The sequence below is a fragment of the Streptomyces pactum genome, assembly GCF_016031615.1.
GTDB lineage: Bacteria > Actinomycetota > Actinomycetes > Streptomycetales > Streptomycetaceae > Streptomyces > Streptomyces pactus.
Genome location: NZ_JACYXC010000001.1, coordinates 5,236,342 through 5,252,541, shown reverse-complemented (window position 1 = coordinate 5,252,541; position 16,200 = coordinate 5,236,342). Strand labels below are relative to the sequence as shown.

At 74.2% G+C, this 16,200-nt stretch carries 13 protein-coding genes and 2 pseudogenes; 7 read left to right on the top strand and 8 right to left on the bottom strand.

Features of this window, described 5'->3' with window-relative positions:
* Window positions 1-197: 197 nt before the first annotated feature.
* Complete coding sequence (locus IHE55_RS20690) at window positions 198-590, bottom strand: SCO5389 family protein (protein ID WP_197990375.1); 393 nt, start codon at window positions 588-590, stop codon at window positions 198-200.
* A gap of 259 nt (window positions 591-849) precedes the next feature.
* Here IHE55_RS20690 and nucS point away from each other — a divergent pair, with 259 nt between their 5' ends.
* On the top strand, window positions 850-1,512 hold the full coding sequence (gene nucS, locus IHE55_RS20685) for an endonuclease NucS (RefSeq protein WP_197990374.1): 663 nt from the start codon (window positions 850-852) through the stop codon (window positions 1,510-1,512).
* On the opposite strand, the gene IHE55_RS20680 is transcribed toward nucS, so the two are convergent.
* From IHE55_RS20680 to IHE55_RS20665, 4 genes are all read right to left on the bottom strand, one after another.
* Complete coding sequence (locus IHE55_RS20680) at window positions 1,464-4,472, bottom strand: ATP-binding protein (RefSeq protein WP_232265646.1); 3,009 nt, start codon at window positions 4,470-4,472, stop codon at window positions 1,464-1,466. The two genes, nucS and IHE55_RS20680, sit on opposite strands and share 49 nt — an antisense overlap.
* A 697-nt stretch (window positions 4,473-5,169) precedes the next feature.
* The gene (locus IHE55_RS20675; RefSeq protein WP_197990372.1) at window positions 5,170-5,493 is read right to left on the bottom strand and encodes an STAS domain-containing protein; all 324 of its coding nucleotides are present in this window, start codon (window positions 5,491-5,493) and stop codon (window positions 5,170-5,172) included.
* A 179-nt stretch (window positions 5,494-5,672) separates the two neighbouring features.
* Window positions 5,673-6,521 carry a 3-hydroxyacyl-CoA dehydrogenase family protein gene (locus IHE55_RS20670; RefSeq protein ID WP_197990371.1) on the bottom strand — a complete coding sequence of 283 codons (849 nt, stop codon included), beginning with the start codon at window positions 6,519-6,521 and terminating at the stop codon, window positions 5,673-5,675.
* Window positions 6,522-6,600: 79 nt separating this feature from the next.
* Window positions 6,601-7,257 (bottom strand): TetR/AcrR family transcriptional regulator, encoded by a 657-nt coding sequence (locus tag IHE55_RS20665; protein ID WP_197990370.1) that lies wholly within the window; start codon window positions 7,255-7,257, stop codon window positions 6,601-6,603.
* A gap of 79 nt (window positions 7,258-7,336) precedes the next feature.
* Between IHE55_RS20665 and IHE55_RS20660 the strand changes: the two genes are divergently transcribed.
* The 3 genes from IHE55_RS20660 to IHE55_RS20650 all read left to right on the top strand — a co-directional run bounded on the left by IHE55_RS20660 (window position 7,337) and on the right by IHE55_RS20650 (window position 9,672).
* Window positions 7,337-8,128, top strand: a complete 792-nt coding sequence (locus IHE55_RS20660; RefSeq protein WP_197990369.1) for an ABC transporter ATP-binding protein — start codon at window positions 7,337-7,339, stop codon at window positions 8,126-8,128.
* 95 nt (window positions 8,129-8,223) lie between these two features.
* Window positions 8,224-8,973 (top strand): ABC transporter permease, encoded by a 750-nt coding sequence (locus IHE55_RS20655; RefSeq protein ID WP_197990368.1) that lies wholly within the window; start codon window positions 8,224-8,226, stop codon window positions 8,971-8,973.
* A 126-nt stretch (window positions 8,974-9,099) separates the two neighbouring features.
* Window positions 9,100-9,672: a cob(I)yrinic acid a,c-diamide adenosyltransferase gene (locus tag IHE55_RS20650; RefSeq protein WP_197990367.1), complete on the top strand. Its 573-nt coding sequence runs from the start codon at window positions 9,100-9,102 to the stop codon at window positions 9,670-9,672.
* Between the two features lie 489 nt (window positions 9,673-10,161).
* On the opposite strand, the pseudogene IHE55_RS20645 reads toward IHE55_RS20650, so the two are convergent.
* Window positions 10,162-10,707: pseudogene (locus IHE55_RS20645) on the bottom strand (hypothetical protein); the annotation flags it as partial.
* Between the two features lie 164 nt (window positions 10,708-10,871).
* Between IHE55_RS20645 and IHE55_RS20640 the strand changes: the two are divergent.
* From IHE55_RS20640 to IHE55_RS20630, 3 genes are all read left to right on the top strand, one after another.
* Window positions 10,872-12,173, top strand: coding sequence for a sensor histidine kinase (locus IHE55_RS20640; RefSeq protein WP_197990366.1), 1,302 nt, complete (start codon window positions 10,872-10,874; stop codon window positions 12,171-12,173).
* Entirely contained in the window at window positions 12,170-12,820 is a 651-nt protein-coding gene (locus IHE55_RS20635; RefSeq protein ID WP_197990365.1) for a response regulator, read from the top strand. Before IHE55_RS20640 ends, IHE55_RS20635 begins: the two co-directional genes overlap by 4 nt.
* Window positions 12,821-12,995: 175 nt before the next feature.
* The gene (locus tag IHE55_RS20630; RefSeq protein ID WP_197990364.1) at window positions 12,996-14,849 is read left to right on the top strand and encodes a glycoside hydrolase family 18 chitinase; all 1,854 of its coding nucleotides are present in this window, start codon (window positions 12,996-12,998) and stop codon (window positions 14,847-14,849) included.
* A gap of 249 nt (window positions 14,850-15,098) precedes the next feature.
* Here IHE55_RS20630 and IHE55_RS31575 read toward each other — a convergent pair.
* Window positions 15,099-15,266, bottom strand: a pseudogene (locus tag IHE55_RS31575) (cytochrome P450); the annotation flags it as partial.
* A gap of 433 nt (window positions 15,267-15,699) precedes the next feature.
* Window positions 15,700-16,149 carry a DUF2550 domain-containing protein gene (locus IHE55_RS20625; RefSeq protein ID WP_197990363.1) on the bottom strand — a complete coding sequence of 150 codons (450 nt, stop codon included), beginning with the start codon at window positions 16,147-16,149 and terminating at the stop codon, window positions 15,700-15,702.
* Between the last annotated feature and the right edge of the window lie 51 nt (window positions 16,150-16,200).

Here is a 16,200-nt window from a genome sequence, read left to right as displayed (position 1 = left end):
GACGTGACGGTGCCGGACGGCAACCGTCACCCCGGACGCGACCGCACCGGGTGGCGCCCGTCCGGAGAGGATCATTCTTTGATCATTTGTCAACTTTGGCGCGTTCGCAGCGTTTCACGCCGAGTTCACCGTGCGCGCGCGAACGCTGCCGCCCCTGACCGATGCACCTCCCCCCGTGGAGCGGCAGCCAAAACGGTTCAGCAGTCGCGCAGTTCCGGGGACTGGTTGAGCAGCTGGCCACGGATGGACGTGAAGCGCGCGAACCTCTCGTCGGCCGAGTCGTCCAGCGGGAAGACCGCCACCCGGTGGCAGTTCTGGAAGGCCAGCCGCACCCCGAAGTGCCGCTGCAGCGCGCCGCGGATGGCGTCGCTCGCCATGGCCCGCAGCAGCTGACCGCGGGCCTGCTCGTCCGGGGGCGGGGTCTGGTTGTCGGCGAACTCTCCACCGTCAACCTGCAGCCGGGCCACCAGAGTGCTGATCATCTCCCAGGCGAACGGCAGGGAGGTCCGGACGCAGTCGATGAAAGCGGCTTCATCGACCTCGCCTCGCTCGGCCTGTTCGAGGAGGGCCGGTGAGACGTCCAGCGACATGGGTTCTCCTCTCGCGACCCCAGGGACAGGGGTCTCACGGATGGGGCGGACGGCCGGCGACGCAGCGTGCCCGTACGACGACCGCCCGCGTCAACGGTATTCCGGCCACTGCCCCCGCACCAGGAGACTGCACACACAACAAGCCAAGGCCGAACGGGGTCGTCCCGGGACCAAGCAGACGCCCGCCCGGTCCCCGGTCCCCGGGGCGGACCGGAGCGAAATCGCGTCCACCGGCTCCGGTCGAGTAGCGTTGCCGACCATGCGTCTCGTCATCGCCCGTTGCTCCGTGGACTACGCCGGCCGGCTCACCGCCCACCTTCCCCCGGCTCCCCGTCTCATCCTCGTCAAGGCCGACGGAAGTGTGTCCATCCACGCGGACGACCGCGCCTACAAGCCCCTGAACTGGATGTCTCCGCCGTGCACGCTCAAGGAGGGCGACGGTGGCGTGTGGACCGTGGTGAACAAGGCGGGCGAGAAGCTCGTGATCACCATGGAGGAGGTGCTGCACGACTCCTCGCACGAGCTGGGCGTCGACCCGGGCCTGATCAAGGACGGGGTGGAGGCCCACCTCCAGGAGCTGCTGGCCGATCGGATCGAGACCCTCGGCGAGGGCTGGACGCTCATTCGACGCGAATACCCCACCGCGATCGGCCCGGTGGACATCCTGTGCCGGAACGCCGACGGGGCGACGGTGGCCGTGGAGATCAAGCGGCGCGGCGAGATCGACGGCGTGGAGCAGCTCACCCGCTATCTGGAGCTGCTCAACCGCGATCCGCACCTGGCTCCGGTGAAGGGCGTCTTCGCCGCCCAGGAGATCAAGCCGCAGGCCCGGGTGCTGGCCACCGACCGCGGCATCGACTGCGTGGTCCTCGACTACGAGGCGCTGCGCGGCATCGAGGACGACAAGCTGCGCCTGTTCTGAGCCCGGCGGGGCCGCCCGGCCCCGCCACCGGCGTACCGGCGAACGCGCGGTGTCCCCACCCGGGTGGGGACACCGCGCGTTGTCGTGTCCGCCCGCGGGGCCCCGGCGTGTGGACGCCGGGGACGGACCACCGGTACGGGACCCGGCGGGCCGGGACGGGCCGGCGACCGGGACACCGTGAGCGGACCGGCACGGGCCGGCAGGCCGCGAAGGGCCGGGAGCGGACCGGGGGACGGCGAGGGCCGGGGGGCCGGACCGGGGGCTACGCCGCGCCCTCGGTCGCGGACCCGCCGGACGGCGCCGGGCCGCTGGCGGTGTTCGACGAGCCACCGCCGGGCGGCGTGGTGGCCGGCAGGGGTGGGGGTTGGTCGTCGCCGGCGGGGTGGGGTTCGTCGTCGTCGGCCTCGTGGTCGGGCTGGTCGGCGGCTGCGGGCTGGTGGGCGGCGGGGTGGTGGCGGACGTCGGCGGGGGTGGTGGCCGGCGTGGTCGGCTGCCCGGTGCTCGCCGGCGCCGTGGGCTGCTCCGGGGTGGTGGTGCCGGTGGCGGGCCCGGTGGCGGGCGGAGCCGTCGGGGTGCCGGTCCCGGTCCGCGGCGTCCCGGTGGGCCCGCCGCTCGGCGTCCGGGTGGTGGGGTCGTCGTCGGGCTCGGCGGTGCGGCCGGTGCTCTTCTCGGGCCGTACGTTCCGGGCCGGCTCCTCGTCCTCCCCGCTGGTCATGCCGAGGGTGACCACGGTGCCGAGCACGGCGACGAGCAGCGCGCCCGCCCCGGCCGCGGCGATGTTGCGCCGGGTGCCGTGCAGGGCGAGGCGGGCCAGGCCGCGCTTCCGCGACGCCCCCGCACCGGCGGCCGGTGCCGGGAAGGCCCCGGCGCCGGGCGCCGCGCCGGCCCCGAACCCGGTCCCGAAGCCGCCGCCGGACGCCGGGCCGCCGGACGCGGACGAGCCCAGGGAGGAGGCGAACGTCGAGTCGAAGGAGGCGCCCGCGGCCGCCCCGGGCACCCCGGTGCCGGGCGCGGCGGGGGCCGGCCCGGTGAGGGGGGTGATCCCGGTGACCCCGGGCAGCTCGGCGGTCGGGGCCGGGTCCGCGAACGGCGAACCGGCCGGCGCGGGGTCCGCCGGGGCGATGACGGAGAGCTGCTCGGTGACGGCCGTGCCCCGTATGTCCTCGTCGTCCCGGCCCGTCGGCGCCGCGGCTGCGGGACCGGCGGGCCGGAACGCCGCGGCTGCGGGGCCGGCCGGCGCGCCCGGCCCCCGGGCGGTCCGGGCCGGCGGCCGCGGCGTCCGGGGCCGGAGCCGGCGCCTCGGAAGCGGCCGGACGGTCCGCCGGCAGGGCCGGGGCCGGGGTCCCGGAACGGTCGGCGACCAGCGCCAGCGCACGGCGGCCGGAGACCGCGCCGCGCCGGTCGGCGAGGGCGCCGCGCAGCCCGATGGACGCCTCCAGCTCGGCGCGGGCCCGGCCGAGGTTGCCGGTGCACAGCGCGAGGATGCCGAGGTCGTGGTGGAAGTACGCCTCCTCGGCGACCTCACCGGCCAGCCGCGCGGCCTCCGCGCCGTGGCGCAGCGCCCGCTCCCAGGCGCTCCAGGCGAGCCCGGCCGCCAGAGCCGGGGCGGCGGCCCGGGCCAGCGGCACGGCGGCGGCCGCCGCGGCGGCGTCCCGCCCGGTCACCAGCGCGGACAGGGTGGCGACGATCACGTCCGCCTCGCGGGCCACCTGTTCCGGGGTGACCTCCGGGTGTCCGGCCCACCAGGCGTAGTGCCCGGCCACGGCCTCCGCGCGGGCGGCCGCGCCCTCGGCGTACCCGGCGGCGGTGAGCTCGTCCGCAACGCCGGCCGCCAGCCGGTGGCGCGGCCCGGCGGGGGTGACCAGGCCGCGTCCGGCCAGCTCGGCGAGGATGTCCTCGGTGCGCTCGTCCCCGGTCAGGGCGGCCAGGTGGACCGGGTGCGGGCACTCCCCGCCGAGCGCCACCGCCAGGCGCAGGACGTCCCGGCCCGTCTCGTCCAGCCCGGCGGCGAGCAGCGCGCCGGGGGCGGCGGCCTCGGCCGGGTCCGGCAGCGGGGCGCGGTCCGCGCCGGCCCGGCGGTCGGCCAGCAGCGCCGCCGCCTGCACGCAGCGCAGCGGCAGTCCCTCGGACCGGGACCACAGGCGGGTGGCCCAGTCGGCCTCCTCGGCGTCCAGCGGACCGCCCAGGTGGTGTTCCAGCAGCTCCTGGCAGGCGGCGCGGCTCAGTCCGGCCAGGGCGACCTCCTCCAGGTGGGAGTCGGCCGACGGCACGGGCGTGTGGGGGGTGGCGGAGATGAGGAACGCGCACTCGGGGGTGGCGTCGAGGAAGTCCTCCAGCGCCGCGCCGCCGAACTCGATGTCGTCCAGCACCACGACGGCGCCGATCTCCCGTACCGCGGCGAGCAGTTCGGCGCGGTCCAGGCGGTGCCGCGGGGCGTCGAAGACCGCGGCGTGCAGGTCGTGCAGCAGGTCGGTGGGGGTGCGGTGCCGTCCGCTGAGGCGGATCACGCCGTCGGGGGCGAGCCGGGCGCAGTCGGCGGCCACCGCGGCGAGCACGGTGGTGCGTCCCGATCCGGCGGGGCCGGTGAGCCGGATCGACCGGCCCCGGGTGAGCAGCGTGGCCAGCCGCTCGCGCACCTCGGCGCGCTCCGGCACCCAGGGACACCTCGGCGGGCGGGGGCGGGCACCGGGGGTGGCGGCGGCCCGGCGCAGCTCGTCGCGGCGACCGGGGCCGTACCGGACGGGGGCGGCGGGCCGCTTCCCGGGCGGGCAGGGCTCGATCTCGCTGCCGTCCACGGGATTGACGGTCACCAGATCGCCTGCGACCACCAGCCGTACCGTGCGGGCCGGACCGGCGGGCCGGGCCGGATCGCGGGGCGGCAGCGACGGGATGCCACCGCCCGCCGTGCGCGCCGGCTCGTGGGGACCGTGCTCGTCCGGTCCACTGTGCGTCGGTGCCATGGTGAAAGCCCCCAGATGAGTGGCGTACTGTCTGCCTCCCCGCCCGTCGGCACCCGCCGGTCGTCACCGAAGGTGTGCTCCCTCCCGGCGGCTTCCTGGTCGGTGGCCGACGGGGGCACGGGGGTACGGCGCAGAGCCGAACCCTAGACCGATTCACACTATCCAGCGAACTCCGGGGGTGGCACGCCGCCCTGGGGATGTCCGGTATGCGCGTCCTGGGGTGTCCGGTACCCGCTCCGGGCTCCGTTTACGTTCCTGTTCCCGCTCCCGGGGTGGTCCTGCCCGGTACCGTCCGGATCGCTTCGGTTCCGTTCCTCTTCCGCCCGGTTGCCCACCGCCGCTGTCCGGCACCGGTGACGCTCCGGGGCGGGGCGGGTGTAGGGCTTGCACCGGCCCGGCCGGTGCGGTGCAGGGTGGGGTGGGGTGGGGTGGGGTGGGACGGGACGGGATGAGGTGCCGGGACGGAATGGGGGGTCGGGATGCGGGCCGGGACGCGGGGGCCTCCGCCGGGGCCTTCCGCCCCTCCCCGAGGGCCCGGGGCTCCCGAGGTCTCCGGCGAGGTCGGCGTCGGCGGTCCCGGTCCCCCTGCGGCGCCGGCCCCGCCCGGTTCGGTCCCCGGCGGCCCGGGTCTCGCCGCGCCGGGTCGGGCACGACGGCCCGGGGTCCGGTGCGGGCGGCCCGGGCGGTGGCGCGGCGGTCAGGCGCGCGGCAGGGTCTCCACTTCCAGCCCGCCCTCGATGGCGAGGATGCGGTGCAGCCGGGTGGCCACCAGCAGGCGCTGCATCTGCGGCGGCACCCCGCGCAGTACGAGCCGGCGGCCCGCCCGCCCGGCCCGGCGGTGCGCTTCCATGATGACGCCGAGTCCGGTGGCGTCCCAGGAGTCCAGCGCGGTCAGGTCGAGCACCAGGTCGCCGTGGCCGGAATCGACGGCGGTGTGCAGGACCGTACGGGCGTCCGCCGCGCTGCGGACGTCGAGGCGGCCCCCGACGACCAGCTCGGCGTGGTCGCCCCTGATGTACATATGCGCTCCCATGGTGTGCTGCGACGCTGTCGTGGTGCGCCTATGTCTACAGAACTGACCGCCTCTCACACAGCGAAGTTGCCGCCTGTAAGCGAACCGATACCCAAATCACTCGCGAGGGTGAGCGCCGGGCCTGACAGCCGGTCAGGCCCGCGGCGTGCGGCGGTGGTGGCGGTGGATCAGTAGCGGTAGAAACCCTGACCGCTCTTGCGGCCGATGTCGCCGGCGTCCACCATGCGGCGCATGACCTCCGGCGGGGCGAACTTCTCGTCCTGGGTCTCGGTGTAGATGTTGCCGGTGGCGTGCAGCAGGATGTCCACGCCGGTCAGGTCGGTGGTGGCGAGCGGGCCCATGGCGTGGCCGAAGCCCAGCTTGCAGGCGATGTCGATGTCCTCGGCGGAGGCCACGCCCGATTCGTACAGCTTGGCCGCCTCGACCACCAGGGCGGAGATCAGCCGGGTGGTGACGAAGCCGGCCACGTCGCGGTTGACGACGATGCAGGTCTTGCCGACCTCCTCGGCGAAGGTGCGGGCGGCGGCGAGGGTCTCGTCGCTGGTCTTGTAGCCGCGGACCAGCTCGCACAGCTGCATCATCGGAACCGGCGAGAAGAAGTGCGTGCCCACCACCCGCTCCGGGCGCCGGGTGACCGCCGCGATCTTGGTGATCGGGATGGCGGAGGTGTTGGAGGCCAGGATGGCGTCGTCCTTCGCCAGCCCGTCCAGCGCCCGGAAGATCTCCTGCTTGACCTCGATCTTCTCGAAGACGGCCTCGACCACGATGTCGGCGTCGGCGGCGGCGTCGAGGTCGGTGGTGGTGGTGATGCGGGCCAGCGCCTGCTCGGCGTCCTCCGCGGAGAGCTTGCCCTTGGAGACGAACTTCTCGTAGGACGCCTGGATACCGCTCCTGCCGCGCGCCAGAGCCTCGTCCGTGATGTCGCGCAGCACCACCTCGTACCCGGCCTGGGCCGAGACCTGCGCGATGCCGGACCCCATGAGTCCGGCCCCGATGACGGCGAGCTTCTTCGCCACGACACACACCCTCTCTTCGACGCTTTTGGCCGGACCTTAACGCCCGTTCACCCCCGGCCGCAGCAGTAAGTAAGGCGCGTCACGGTGTGTTCTTCACCGCATAGTTGAGCGTGCGCTCACCGAGCAGCGACTCGATGACGTCGAGGGTCGCCAGGCCGTGCCGGGCCACCTCGTCGGGGCCGGCCCCGGCCGCCGCCTGCCGCAGGGTGGAGTTGAGCACGGCGCTGGAGACCCAGGCGAGCTGGCTGGCGATGGCCGGGGGCAGCGGGTCGTCGGGGCCGGCGCCGGTCTCCTCCCGCAGGGTCGCGGTCACCGCCCGGCAGGTGAGTTCCTGCATCGTCAGGATGCGGGCGGTCAGTGCGGGCGAATCCTGGATGACCTTCATGAACCGCTGGAAGCCGGGCCTGAGCGCCTCCGCCGAGCGCTCCTCCAGCTGCCGGCGGAGCGCGTCGAGCACCGCCCGGGCGGCGGACTCCCCCGGCCGGCGGGCCCGGATGGCACGGGAGAGCCCCTGGACCATCTCCTCCTGGCGGTCGAAGAACAGGTCCTCCTTGGCCGGGAAGTAGTTGTACACGGTGTTCACGGAGACCTCGGCGGCCTCCGCGATCTCCGCGATCGTCACCGCGTCGAAGCCGCGCTCCATGAACAGCCCGGTCGCCACATCCGAGATCCGCTGCCGCGTCTGCCGCTTCTTCCGCTCCCTGAGCCCCTCGGTGCGCGCCGTGCCGTCGTCCATGCCCCCATCCTAACTTCGATGGAACCTCCACAATTTTGGGGCCATTGCAAACTTAGATGGCCTGTGGTTTTCTTGCGCCATGCCGAACCAGCCCTCCCTCACCACCTCCGGCCTCGCCCGGGCCTTCCCGACCCGACGCGGCACCGTCGAAGCGGTCCGCGGGATCGACCTGACCGTCCGGCAGGGCGAGATCCTGGGCTTCCTGGGCCCCAACGGCGCCGGGAAGACCACCACCCTGCGGATGCTCACCACGCTGCTGGCCCCCACCGGCGGCAGCGCCACCGTCGCCGGGCACGACCTGGTCCGCGATCCCGCCGGGGTCCGGACGAAGATCGGTTACGTGGCCCAGTCCGGGGGCGTGGACCCGGCCGTCCCGGTGCGGGAGGAGCTGGTCACCCAGGGCCGCCTGTACCGGCTGCCGCGCGCCGAGGCGGCCGCCCGCGCCGAGGAACTCGCCGCCGACCTGGAACTCACCGGGCTGCTGGACCGCCCCTGCGGGGCGCTCTCCGGCGGGCAGCGGCGGCGGCTGGACATCGCCATGGGGCTCACCCACCGGCCGGAGATCCTCTTCCTGGACGAGCCGACCACCGGACTGGACCCGGGCAGCCGCGCCGATCTGTGGGAGCTGATCCGCCGGCTGCGCGCCGAGCACGGCATGACGGTCTTCCTGACCACCCACTACCTGGACGAGGCGGACGCGCTCGCCGACCGGCTGGTGATCGTCGACGGCGGCCGGGTGGTGGCCGAGGGCACGGCCGCACAGCTGAAGACGGAGTACGGCGGGTCCCCCGACGCCACCCTGCAGGACACCTTCATCGCCATCACCGGGCGCGGGGCCCTCCCCCACGACCCGGCGCCGGTCGCCGTCTGAGACGCCCCGCCGGTCCTCCCCGCCCGACCCCGCCGGTCCTCCCCGCCCGTCCCCACGGCCCTCCCCGCCCGTCCCACCGCACAGGAGAGAAACCCATGCCCCCTGTCGTCTCCGACACGCTCCTGGTCTTCGGCCGCTACGGCCGCCAGGCGCTGCGCTCCAAGGTCGGCATCGCCTTCGGACTGCTGCAGCCGCTGCTCTTCCTGGTCTTCTTCGGACCCCTGCTGAAGGACGTGCCGCTGGGCGGGCGCGGCGACTCCTGGCAGACGCTGGTGCCCGGCCTGCTGGTCCAACTGGGCCTGTTCTCCGCCGCCTTCGCCGGCTTCGGCATCCTCGTGGAGAAGCAGCTGGGGGTGGTGGAGCGGATGCGGGTGACGCCGGTCAGCCGGCTGGCACTGCTGCTGGGCCGGGTGCTCAAGGACGTCGTCACGCTGTTCGCGCAGTCGCTGGTGCTGGTATTGGCGGCGGTCGCCCTGGGGCTGCGGGCTCCGCTGGCGGGCGTGGTCATCGGCTTCCTCTTCGTCGGCGCACTGACCGTCTCGCTGGCCTCGCTGTCGTACGCGCTGGCCATGCGGGTCGCCACGCCGCAGGAGTTCGCCCCGGTGGTCAACGCCGTCAACCTGCCCGCGATGCTGCTCTCCGGGATCCTGCTGCCGATGTCGCTGGCGCCCGGCTGGCTGGACGTCATCTCGCACGCCGTCCCGTTCCGCTACCTGGTGGAGGGGGTTCGGGCGGCCTTCGTGGGCGAGTACGCGGACGGTGACGTGGGGCTGGCCGCGCTGGTGGCCGTCGCGCTGGCGGTGGCCTCGGTGACACTCGGCGCCCGGCTGTTCCGCAAGGCGTAACACGCCCCGCGCCCCACTGTCCCGCAGGGTGCAGCCCGTCCGGCGGGGGCCGCCCCGCGCCCGCCTTCGGAAGTGCGGCGGGCGCGGGGCGGCCCCCCGCCGGACGGGCGGGCGTAGGCTCGGCCCATGGTCAATCTCACCCGCATCTACACGCGCACCGGCGACCAGGGCACCACCGCCCTCGGCGACATGAGCCGCACCGCCAAGACCGACCGGCGGATCGCCGCGTACGCGGACGCCAACGAGGCCAACGCCGCGATCGGGGTGGCCATCGCGCTCGGCTCGCTCGACCCGGAGGTCGTGAAGGTCCTGGTCCGGGTGCAGAACGATCTGTTCGACGTGGGCGCGGACCTGTCCACCCCGGTGGTGGCGGACCCGAAGTACCCGCCGCTGCGCGTGGAGCAGAGCTACATCGACAAGCTGGAGGCGGACTGCGACCGCTTCCTCGCCGACCTGGAGAAGCTGCGCAGCTTCATCCTCCCCGGCGGCACGCCCGGCGCGGCGCTGCTGCACCAGGCGTGCACCGTGGTCCGCCGGGCGGAGCGCTCCACCTGGGCGGCGATGGAGGAGCACGGGGAGACGATGAACCCGCTCGCCGCCACCTATCTCAACCGCCTATCCGACCTGCTCTTCATCCTCGCCCGCGCCGCGAACAAGGAGCTGGGCGACGTGCTGTGGGTGCCCGGCGAGAACCGCTGACACACCGGCGCACCGGACCCGCCGGGCGGTTCCGGTGCGGTTCGGCCCGGGGGGCCCGGTGCGGCCTGGTGGCTGCCGTTCGGCCCGGGGGGGCCCGGTGCGGCCCGGTGGCTGCCGTTCCGCCCGGTGGGACCGGTGCGGCCCGGCGGGCGCGGCGGCTGCGGTGTGGCCCGGCGGGCCCGGGTCGGCCTGCGGGCCCGGCGGCTGCGGTGCTCGGGCCGGCGGCTCGGGTCCCCGGTACGCCGGCCCCGCACCCGGGCCGGGCCCCCGCTCCGGTACCCGCCCCGGTACGCGGCCGGCATCCGGTCCGGTGCGCGGGTGCGGTTCAGCCGCCGGGCCGGTCGCCGTCCCCGGCCCGCCGGCCGCCTCCGGTCTCCTGGGCCGTCCCCGCCCCCCACCCCCGTCCCGGGCGCCACCCCTGTTCCGGGCCGCCGCGCCCACCGCCTTCCCGGTGCCCGCGCCGGACGACGGGTCCGGAGCGGCGGCGACGGTCTCCGCGCCGGCGGGGGCCTGCTTGGGCCACAGGGTGTAGCTGGCGGCGATGACCAGGTTGATGCCGATCACGAAGAGCATCTTCGTCTGCCAGGCGCGCAGCGACCCGGTGTCCCCGTCGTCGCCGACGTACCAGACGGCGCCCTGGAGGAGCGCGATGGCGATGGCCCCGGCGAGGATCCACCGCCCGGCCTCCTGCCACTCGTGGATCGCCCGAGCCCGGCCGTACTTCGGCTTCCGGCGCGGCGGCGGCCCGCCGAAGAAGCGGTGCGCGACCCAGCCGTCCGCCCAGGTGATCACCCGGTGCCCCATGGCGACCGAGAAGCCGATGTACACGGCGGCCAGGCCGTGCTTCCAGTCCGGCTCGGCGCCGTTCTTCAGGTCCACCGCGGTGACCACGAGCAGCACCACCTCCAGCAGCGGCTCGCACAGGAGCACCGCGACGCTGGCCCGGCGCTTTTTCGCCAGGTAGCGCAGCGCCAGCCCGGCGGCGAGCAGGACCCAGAAGCCCACCTCGCACGCGATGATCAGCCCGACGATCACGGCTCTCTCCTTCACCTCGTGGTTCTCGCCGTCACCACCACCGTCCCGCGCCGCGGGGCCGGTTTCGTCGTCGCGGCAGACGAACCGGGACTGCATCCTTCGATGTAGTCACCTCCGCCCTGTGAGGTGAGGTCCGGGCACCGGCTCCATGCTGTGATGGACCCATGCCGTCCGCTTCCGCTCCCCGGCCCGACCACGCCCGGCACCGCGACGACTATCTGATCGCCGTCGCCGGCCTGCTGGGCGGGCTGACGCTGCTGGCGCTCGGGCTGACGAACGGGGATCCGCTGCCGGGGCTGCCCCGGTGGCCGGCCGTGCCCGCGCTCGTCGCGCTCTCCGGCGCCGAGCTGCTGCGCCGCACGCACCCGCAGACCGCGCTGCTCATCGGCACGCCCGCGCTGGTGGTGGACACGCTCACCGGCGGGCTGATCGCGAGCATCGTGATGTTCACCGATCTGGTGTACTCCGCGGTGCTGTACGGCTCACCCGCCGCGGCCCGCCGCATCCCGCGCATCACCGAGCTGCTCACCGTGCTCGCCACGATCGTCCCGCTCGCCGTCATCCAGAGGCCGGAGGCACTGCTGATCGGGGTGGTCATCGCGTTCGTCACCGTCGCCCCGGCCTGGACGGCGGTCCTGATCCGCAACCACCGGGACACCGCGGAGACGGCCGAGCTGCGCGCCGAACAGACCGCGCTGCTGGCGGAGATGGACCGCCGCGAGGCGGTGATCGCCGAGCGGGCCCGGATGGCCCGGGAGCTGCACGACCTGGTGGCCAACCACCTCTCCGCGATCGCCATCCACTCCACCGCCGCGCTCTCCATCGACGAGCCCGCGGCGGGCCGTCAGGCACTGACCGTCATCCGGGAGAACAGTGTTCAGGGGCTGGCTGAAATGCGACGGATGATCGGGCTGCTGCGGGACGCCGGGGCGGAGTCCGCACCGGCCGCCGCCCCCACCCTGGACGGCCTGGACGCCCTCCTCCGGCAGGCCCGTACGGCGGCCGCCGCGGTGGGTCCGGACGGGACCGGGGAGCACGCCGGCCCGGCCGGCGAGGATCCGGGCCTGGAGTTCCGGCTGCGTGACGAGCGGCCGCCGCAGGCCCCGCCGCTGCCCGCCCCGGTCGAGCTGGCCGCCTACCGGATCGTGCAGGAGGCCGTCACCAACGCGCTCAAGCACGCCGCCCCCGGCGAAGTGGTGGTGAAGCTGTCGCGCACCGCGCCGGCCGGCGGGCGGTCCGCGCTGCGGGTCGAGGTGGTCTCCCCGCTCGGCGGCCGGCCCGGCCCGCGGGCCCCCGGTTCCGGCGCCGGGCTGATCGGCATGCGGGAGCGGGTGGCGCTGCTGGGCGGCGAGTTCGAGGCCGGTCCTTCGCCGGCGGAGGCGGACGCGGACGGTCCCGGCGGGGCCGGCCGGAAGGTGTGGCGGGTACGTGCGGTACTCCCCGTCGAGGAGGGAAGCGGAAGTTGACTATCCGGGTACTTGTCGCGGAGGACCAGCAGGCGGTACGCACCGGGCTGGTGCTGATCCTGCGGTCGGCGGCCGGGATCGAGGTGGTGGGCGAGGCCGCGGACGGGGAGGAGGCGGTCCGGATGACCCGTCTGCTCCGCCCCGACGTGGTGCTGATGGACGTGCAGATGCCCCGGCTGGACGGGGTGAGCGCGACCCGGCAGGTGGTCGCCGAGCAGCTCGCCGACGTCCTGGTGCTGACCACGTTCGATCTGGACGAGTACGTCTTCGGCGCCCTGCGCGCGGGCGCCGCCGGCTTCCTGCTCAAGGACAGCGACGCGGCGGCGCTGGTGGACGCGGTGCGCACGGTGGCACGCGGCGAGGGCATGATCGCCCCGGCGGTGACGCGGCGTCTGATCGCCGAGTTCGCCCGCCCGCAGGCGGTCCGGGCACCCGGCGGCGCCGACCCGGCAGTGCTGGAGCGGCTCACCCGCCGGGAGCGCGAGGTCCTCGGCTGCCTGGGCCAGGGCCTGTCCAACGCGGAGATCGGGGAACGTCTGTCGATGGCCGAGGCCACGGTGAAGACGCACGTCAGCAGGGTGCTGGCCAAGCTGGAGCTGCGCAGCCGGGTGCAGGCGGCGGTGCTCGCCCAGGAGTTGGGCGTCTGACGCGGCGCCGGGTGCGGTGGGGATTCCGACTCGGTTGCGGTGGTCCAGACCTCTTGACCGATGGTCCAGACCTTTCTACGCTCCCCATCACTGCGGTGGGCATCCCCACGTAACTCTCGCTCACCGGGCGGCGCAGGTTCCCCGTACTCCCCCCGACCCTGTTCGAGGAGCATCAGTGAGATCAGGAACCGCCATACGTTCCCGACCGGTACGGCGCAGGGCCACCGCGGCCCTCGCCGCACTGGCCCTCCCCGTCACCGCCGTCGTCGGCCTGGCATCGGCGACCTCCGCCCACGCCGCCGAGTCGGCGACCGCCTCCTACACCAAGGCGGCCGACTGGGGCAGTGGCTTCGAAGGGCGGTGGACGGTGAAGAACACCGGCACCACCACCCTCAGCAGCTGGACCGTCGAATGGGACTTCCCCTCCGGCACGTCCGTCACCTCCGCCTGGGACGCGAACGTCACCAACAGCGGTACCCACTGGACCGCCAAGGACAAGGGCTGGAACGCCACCCTCGCCCCGGGTGCCAGCATCACCTTCGGCTTCAACGGCACCGGCTCCGGCAGCCCGAGCGGCTGTAAGCTCAACGGCAAGCCGTGTGACGGCAGCACCCAGCCCACCGACGCCCCGCCCTCGGCTCCCGGCGCCCCGGTGGCCAGCGACATCACCGACACCTCGGTGAAGCTGACCTGGACCCCGGCCACGGACGACAAGGGCGTCAAGAACTACGACGTGCTCCGTGACGGCATCAAGGTCAGCACCGTGACCGGCACCTCGTACAGCGACTCCGGCCTGAAGCCGGGCACGGACTACTCCTACACCGTGCAGGCCCGCGACACCTCCGACCAGACCGGTCCGGCGAGCGCCGCCCGCACCGTGCGCACCACCGGTGACTCCGGCCCCGGCCCCCAGCCCGGTTCCAAGGTCAAGCTCGGCTACTTCACCGAGTGGGGCGTCTACGACCGGAACTACCACGTCAAGAACCTGGTGACGTCCGGCACCGCCGAGAAGATCACGCACATCAACTACTCCTTCGGGAACGTGCAGGGCGGCAAGTGCACCATCGGTGACTCCTACGCGGCGTACGACAAGGCCTACACCGCGGACCAGAGCGTCGACGGCAAGGCCGACACCTGGGACCAGCCGCTGCGCGGCAACTTCAACCAGCTCAAGAAGCTGAAGGCCAAGTACCCGCACATCAAGGTGCTGTGGTCCTTCGGCGGCTGGACCTGGTCCGGTGGCTTCGGTGACGCGGTGAAGAACCCGACCGCCTTCGCGCAGTCCTGCTACGAGCTGGTCAACGACCCGCGCTGGGCCGGTGTCTTCGACGGCATCGACCTGGACTGGGAGTACCCCAACGCCTGTGGTCTGACCTGTGACACCAGCGGCCCGGCCGCGCTGAAGAACATGATGCAGGCGATGCGTGCCAAGTTCGGCAAGCAGCTGGTCACCGCCGCGATCACCGCCGACGCCTCCGACGGCGGCAAGATCGACTCGGCCGACTACGGCGGCGCCGCGCAGTACCTCGACTTCTACAACGTCATGACGTACGACTTCTTCGGCGCCTGGGACAAGACCGGTCCGACCGCGCCGCACTCGCCGCTCACCTCCTACCCGGGCATCCCGAAGGAGGGCTTCACCACCGACGCCGCCATCGCGAAGCTGAAGGCGAAGGGCGTTCCGGCCTCCAAGCTCAACCTGGGCATCGGCTTCTACGGCCGCGGCTGGACCGGCGTCACCCAGAAGGAGCCGGGCGGCACCGCGACCGGCGCCGCGCCCGGCAAGTACGAGTCGGGCATCGAGGACTACAAAATCCTCAAGACCAGCTGCCCGGTCAGCGGCACCGTCGGCGGCACCGCGTACGCCCACTGCGGCACCCAGTGGTGGAGCTACGACACCCCGGCCACCATCGCCGGGAAGATGGACTACGTGAAGAAGCAGGGCCTCGGCGGCGCCTTCTTCTGGGAGTTCAGCGGCGACACCACCAACGGTGAGCTCGCCACTGCCATCGACAGCGGGCTGAAGTAATCCCCCCGGGGACTCCCGGCCCGTGAGAAACCGGCCGGGGAGGCGGTGTCGCCCCCGCCTCCCCGGCCTTTCCACGCACCGCGGGGCTCCCGCCCGCCCGGTGGAACCACACCTCGTCGCGGGGTCCGGACCGAACGGTCCGGACCCCGCGACGCCGTCATGTCCGGCCCGGACGTCCGGGACCGCCCGCCGTCGGGCGCGGTACCCGGTCGGCCGACCGGGGCGCCGTGCGGGGCCGGCGCTCGCCCGGGGGTGGCGCTGCAGGGCGTGGGCGCCGTTGCGGATGAGGTTCACGGTCGTCCCGAAGCCGGCGAACAGCACGATGAAGGCCATCGCCGCGGCCTCGTTCCCGGTGAGGTGCCCGCCGTGGTCGCCGGCCCGGAACAAGCCGGAGATCAGGTCGACCGCCCCGTTGTCGCCGACCGCCCCTGGCGCCCGCCCGGCCGTGCGGATGAGCCTTGGGCGTCGCACCGGAGACACCGGAGCCGCCTGCGGCGCGGGTCGGACGTGCGGCGGACGCGGGTCCCGGGACCCGCGTGCGACGCCCGCCCCGGCGCCCCGTCCTCGCCCCGTCCCTCGCCCCCGGACACGCGTCCGCCCTCGCCGCCGCCGTACCTCGCGCCCCGTCGCCCCGCCCGTCCCCGGCGGGCACACCCAGGACGGACGGGCCGGGCACGGCAAGAGCCCCGCCCGGGGCCGAAAAGGCTTGGGCGGGGCTCCACCGATGTGCTGTGCGGTTGTGGTCCGGCCGGCCGTGACCGGCGCGGACGGACGGGACCCCGCGCGCCGGACGGCACCGGCCTCCCCCGGACTCCGACCGGGGGCACTCCCGGCCGACGGGGCTCCTCGGTCAGGCGACGTTCACCCTCTGCCCGGGAGGGGCGGCTTCGAGCCAGGCGAGGAAGCCCGTGAGCGCGTCCTCGCTCATCGCCAGCTCCAGCCGGGTACCGCCGTGCCGGCAGGCGAGCACCACCGCGTCGGAGAGCAGGGCCAGCTCCTCCTCCCCCTTGGGGGTGCGGCGCTCCAGGACCTCGATGGAGGCACGTTCCAGCGCGCGGCGCGGCCTGGGCGCGTAGCTGAAGACCCGGAACCACTCGACGCGGTCACCGCTGTAGCGGGCCACGCCGTACACCCAGCCCTTGCCACTGGGCTCGGCCCCGGCCTCCGGGGCGTTCCAGCGCAGACTGCAGTCGAAGGTCCCGCCGGAACGCTGGATCAGCCGCCGTCGCAGACCGAAGACGAAGAGTCCCACCAGAACCAGCGCGACGACCACGCCGCTCACGAGCAGAGCGAGGACCATCTTCACCGACCTCCTCGCGTCATCCGGAAAAACCGCACCTGCATCGCCTCA

Bases quoted from the DNA above. Each gene is read 5' to 3' on its own strand.
- IHE55_RS20690 (WP_197990375.1), bottom strand. From the start codon at position 590: ATGTCGCTGGACGTCTCACCGGCCCTCCTCGAACAGGCCGAGCGAGGC.
- nucS (WP_197990374.1), top strand. From the start codon at position 850: ATGCGTCTCGTCATCGCCCGTTGCTCCGTGGACTACGCCGGCCGGCTC.
- IHE55_RS20680 (WP_232265646.1), bottom strand. From the start codon at position 4,472: ATGGCACCGACGCACAGTGGACCGGACGAGCACGGTCCCCACGAGCCG.
- IHE55_RS20675 (WP_197990372.1), bottom strand. From the start codon at position 5,493: ATGTACATCAGGGGCGACCACGCCGAGCTGGTCGTCGGGGGCCGCCTC.
- IHE55_RS20665 (WP_197990370.1), bottom strand. From the start codon at position 7,257: ATGGACGACGGCACGGCGCGCACCGAGGGGCTCAGGGAGCGGAAGAAG.
- IHE55_RS20660 (WP_197990369.1), top strand. From the start codon at position 7,337: ATGCCGAACCAGCCCTCCCTCACCACCTCCGGCCTCGCCCGGGCCTTC.
- IHE55_RS20655 (WP_197990368.1), top strand. From the start codon at position 8,224: ATGCCCCCTGTCGTCTCCGACACGCTCCTGGTCTTCGGCCGCTACGGC.
- IHE55_RS20650 (WP_197990367.1), top strand. From the start codon at position 9,100: ATGGTCAATCTCACCCGCATCTACACGCGCACCGGCGACCAGGGCACC.
- IHE55_RS20640 (WP_197990366.1), top strand. From the start codon at position 10,872: ATGCCGTCCGCTTCCGCTCCCCGGCCCGACCACGCCCGGCACCGCGAC.
- IHE55_RS20625 (WP_197990363.1), bottom strand. From the start codon at position 16,149: ATGGTCCTCGCTCTGCTCGTGAGCGGCGTGGTCGTCGCGCTGGTTCTG.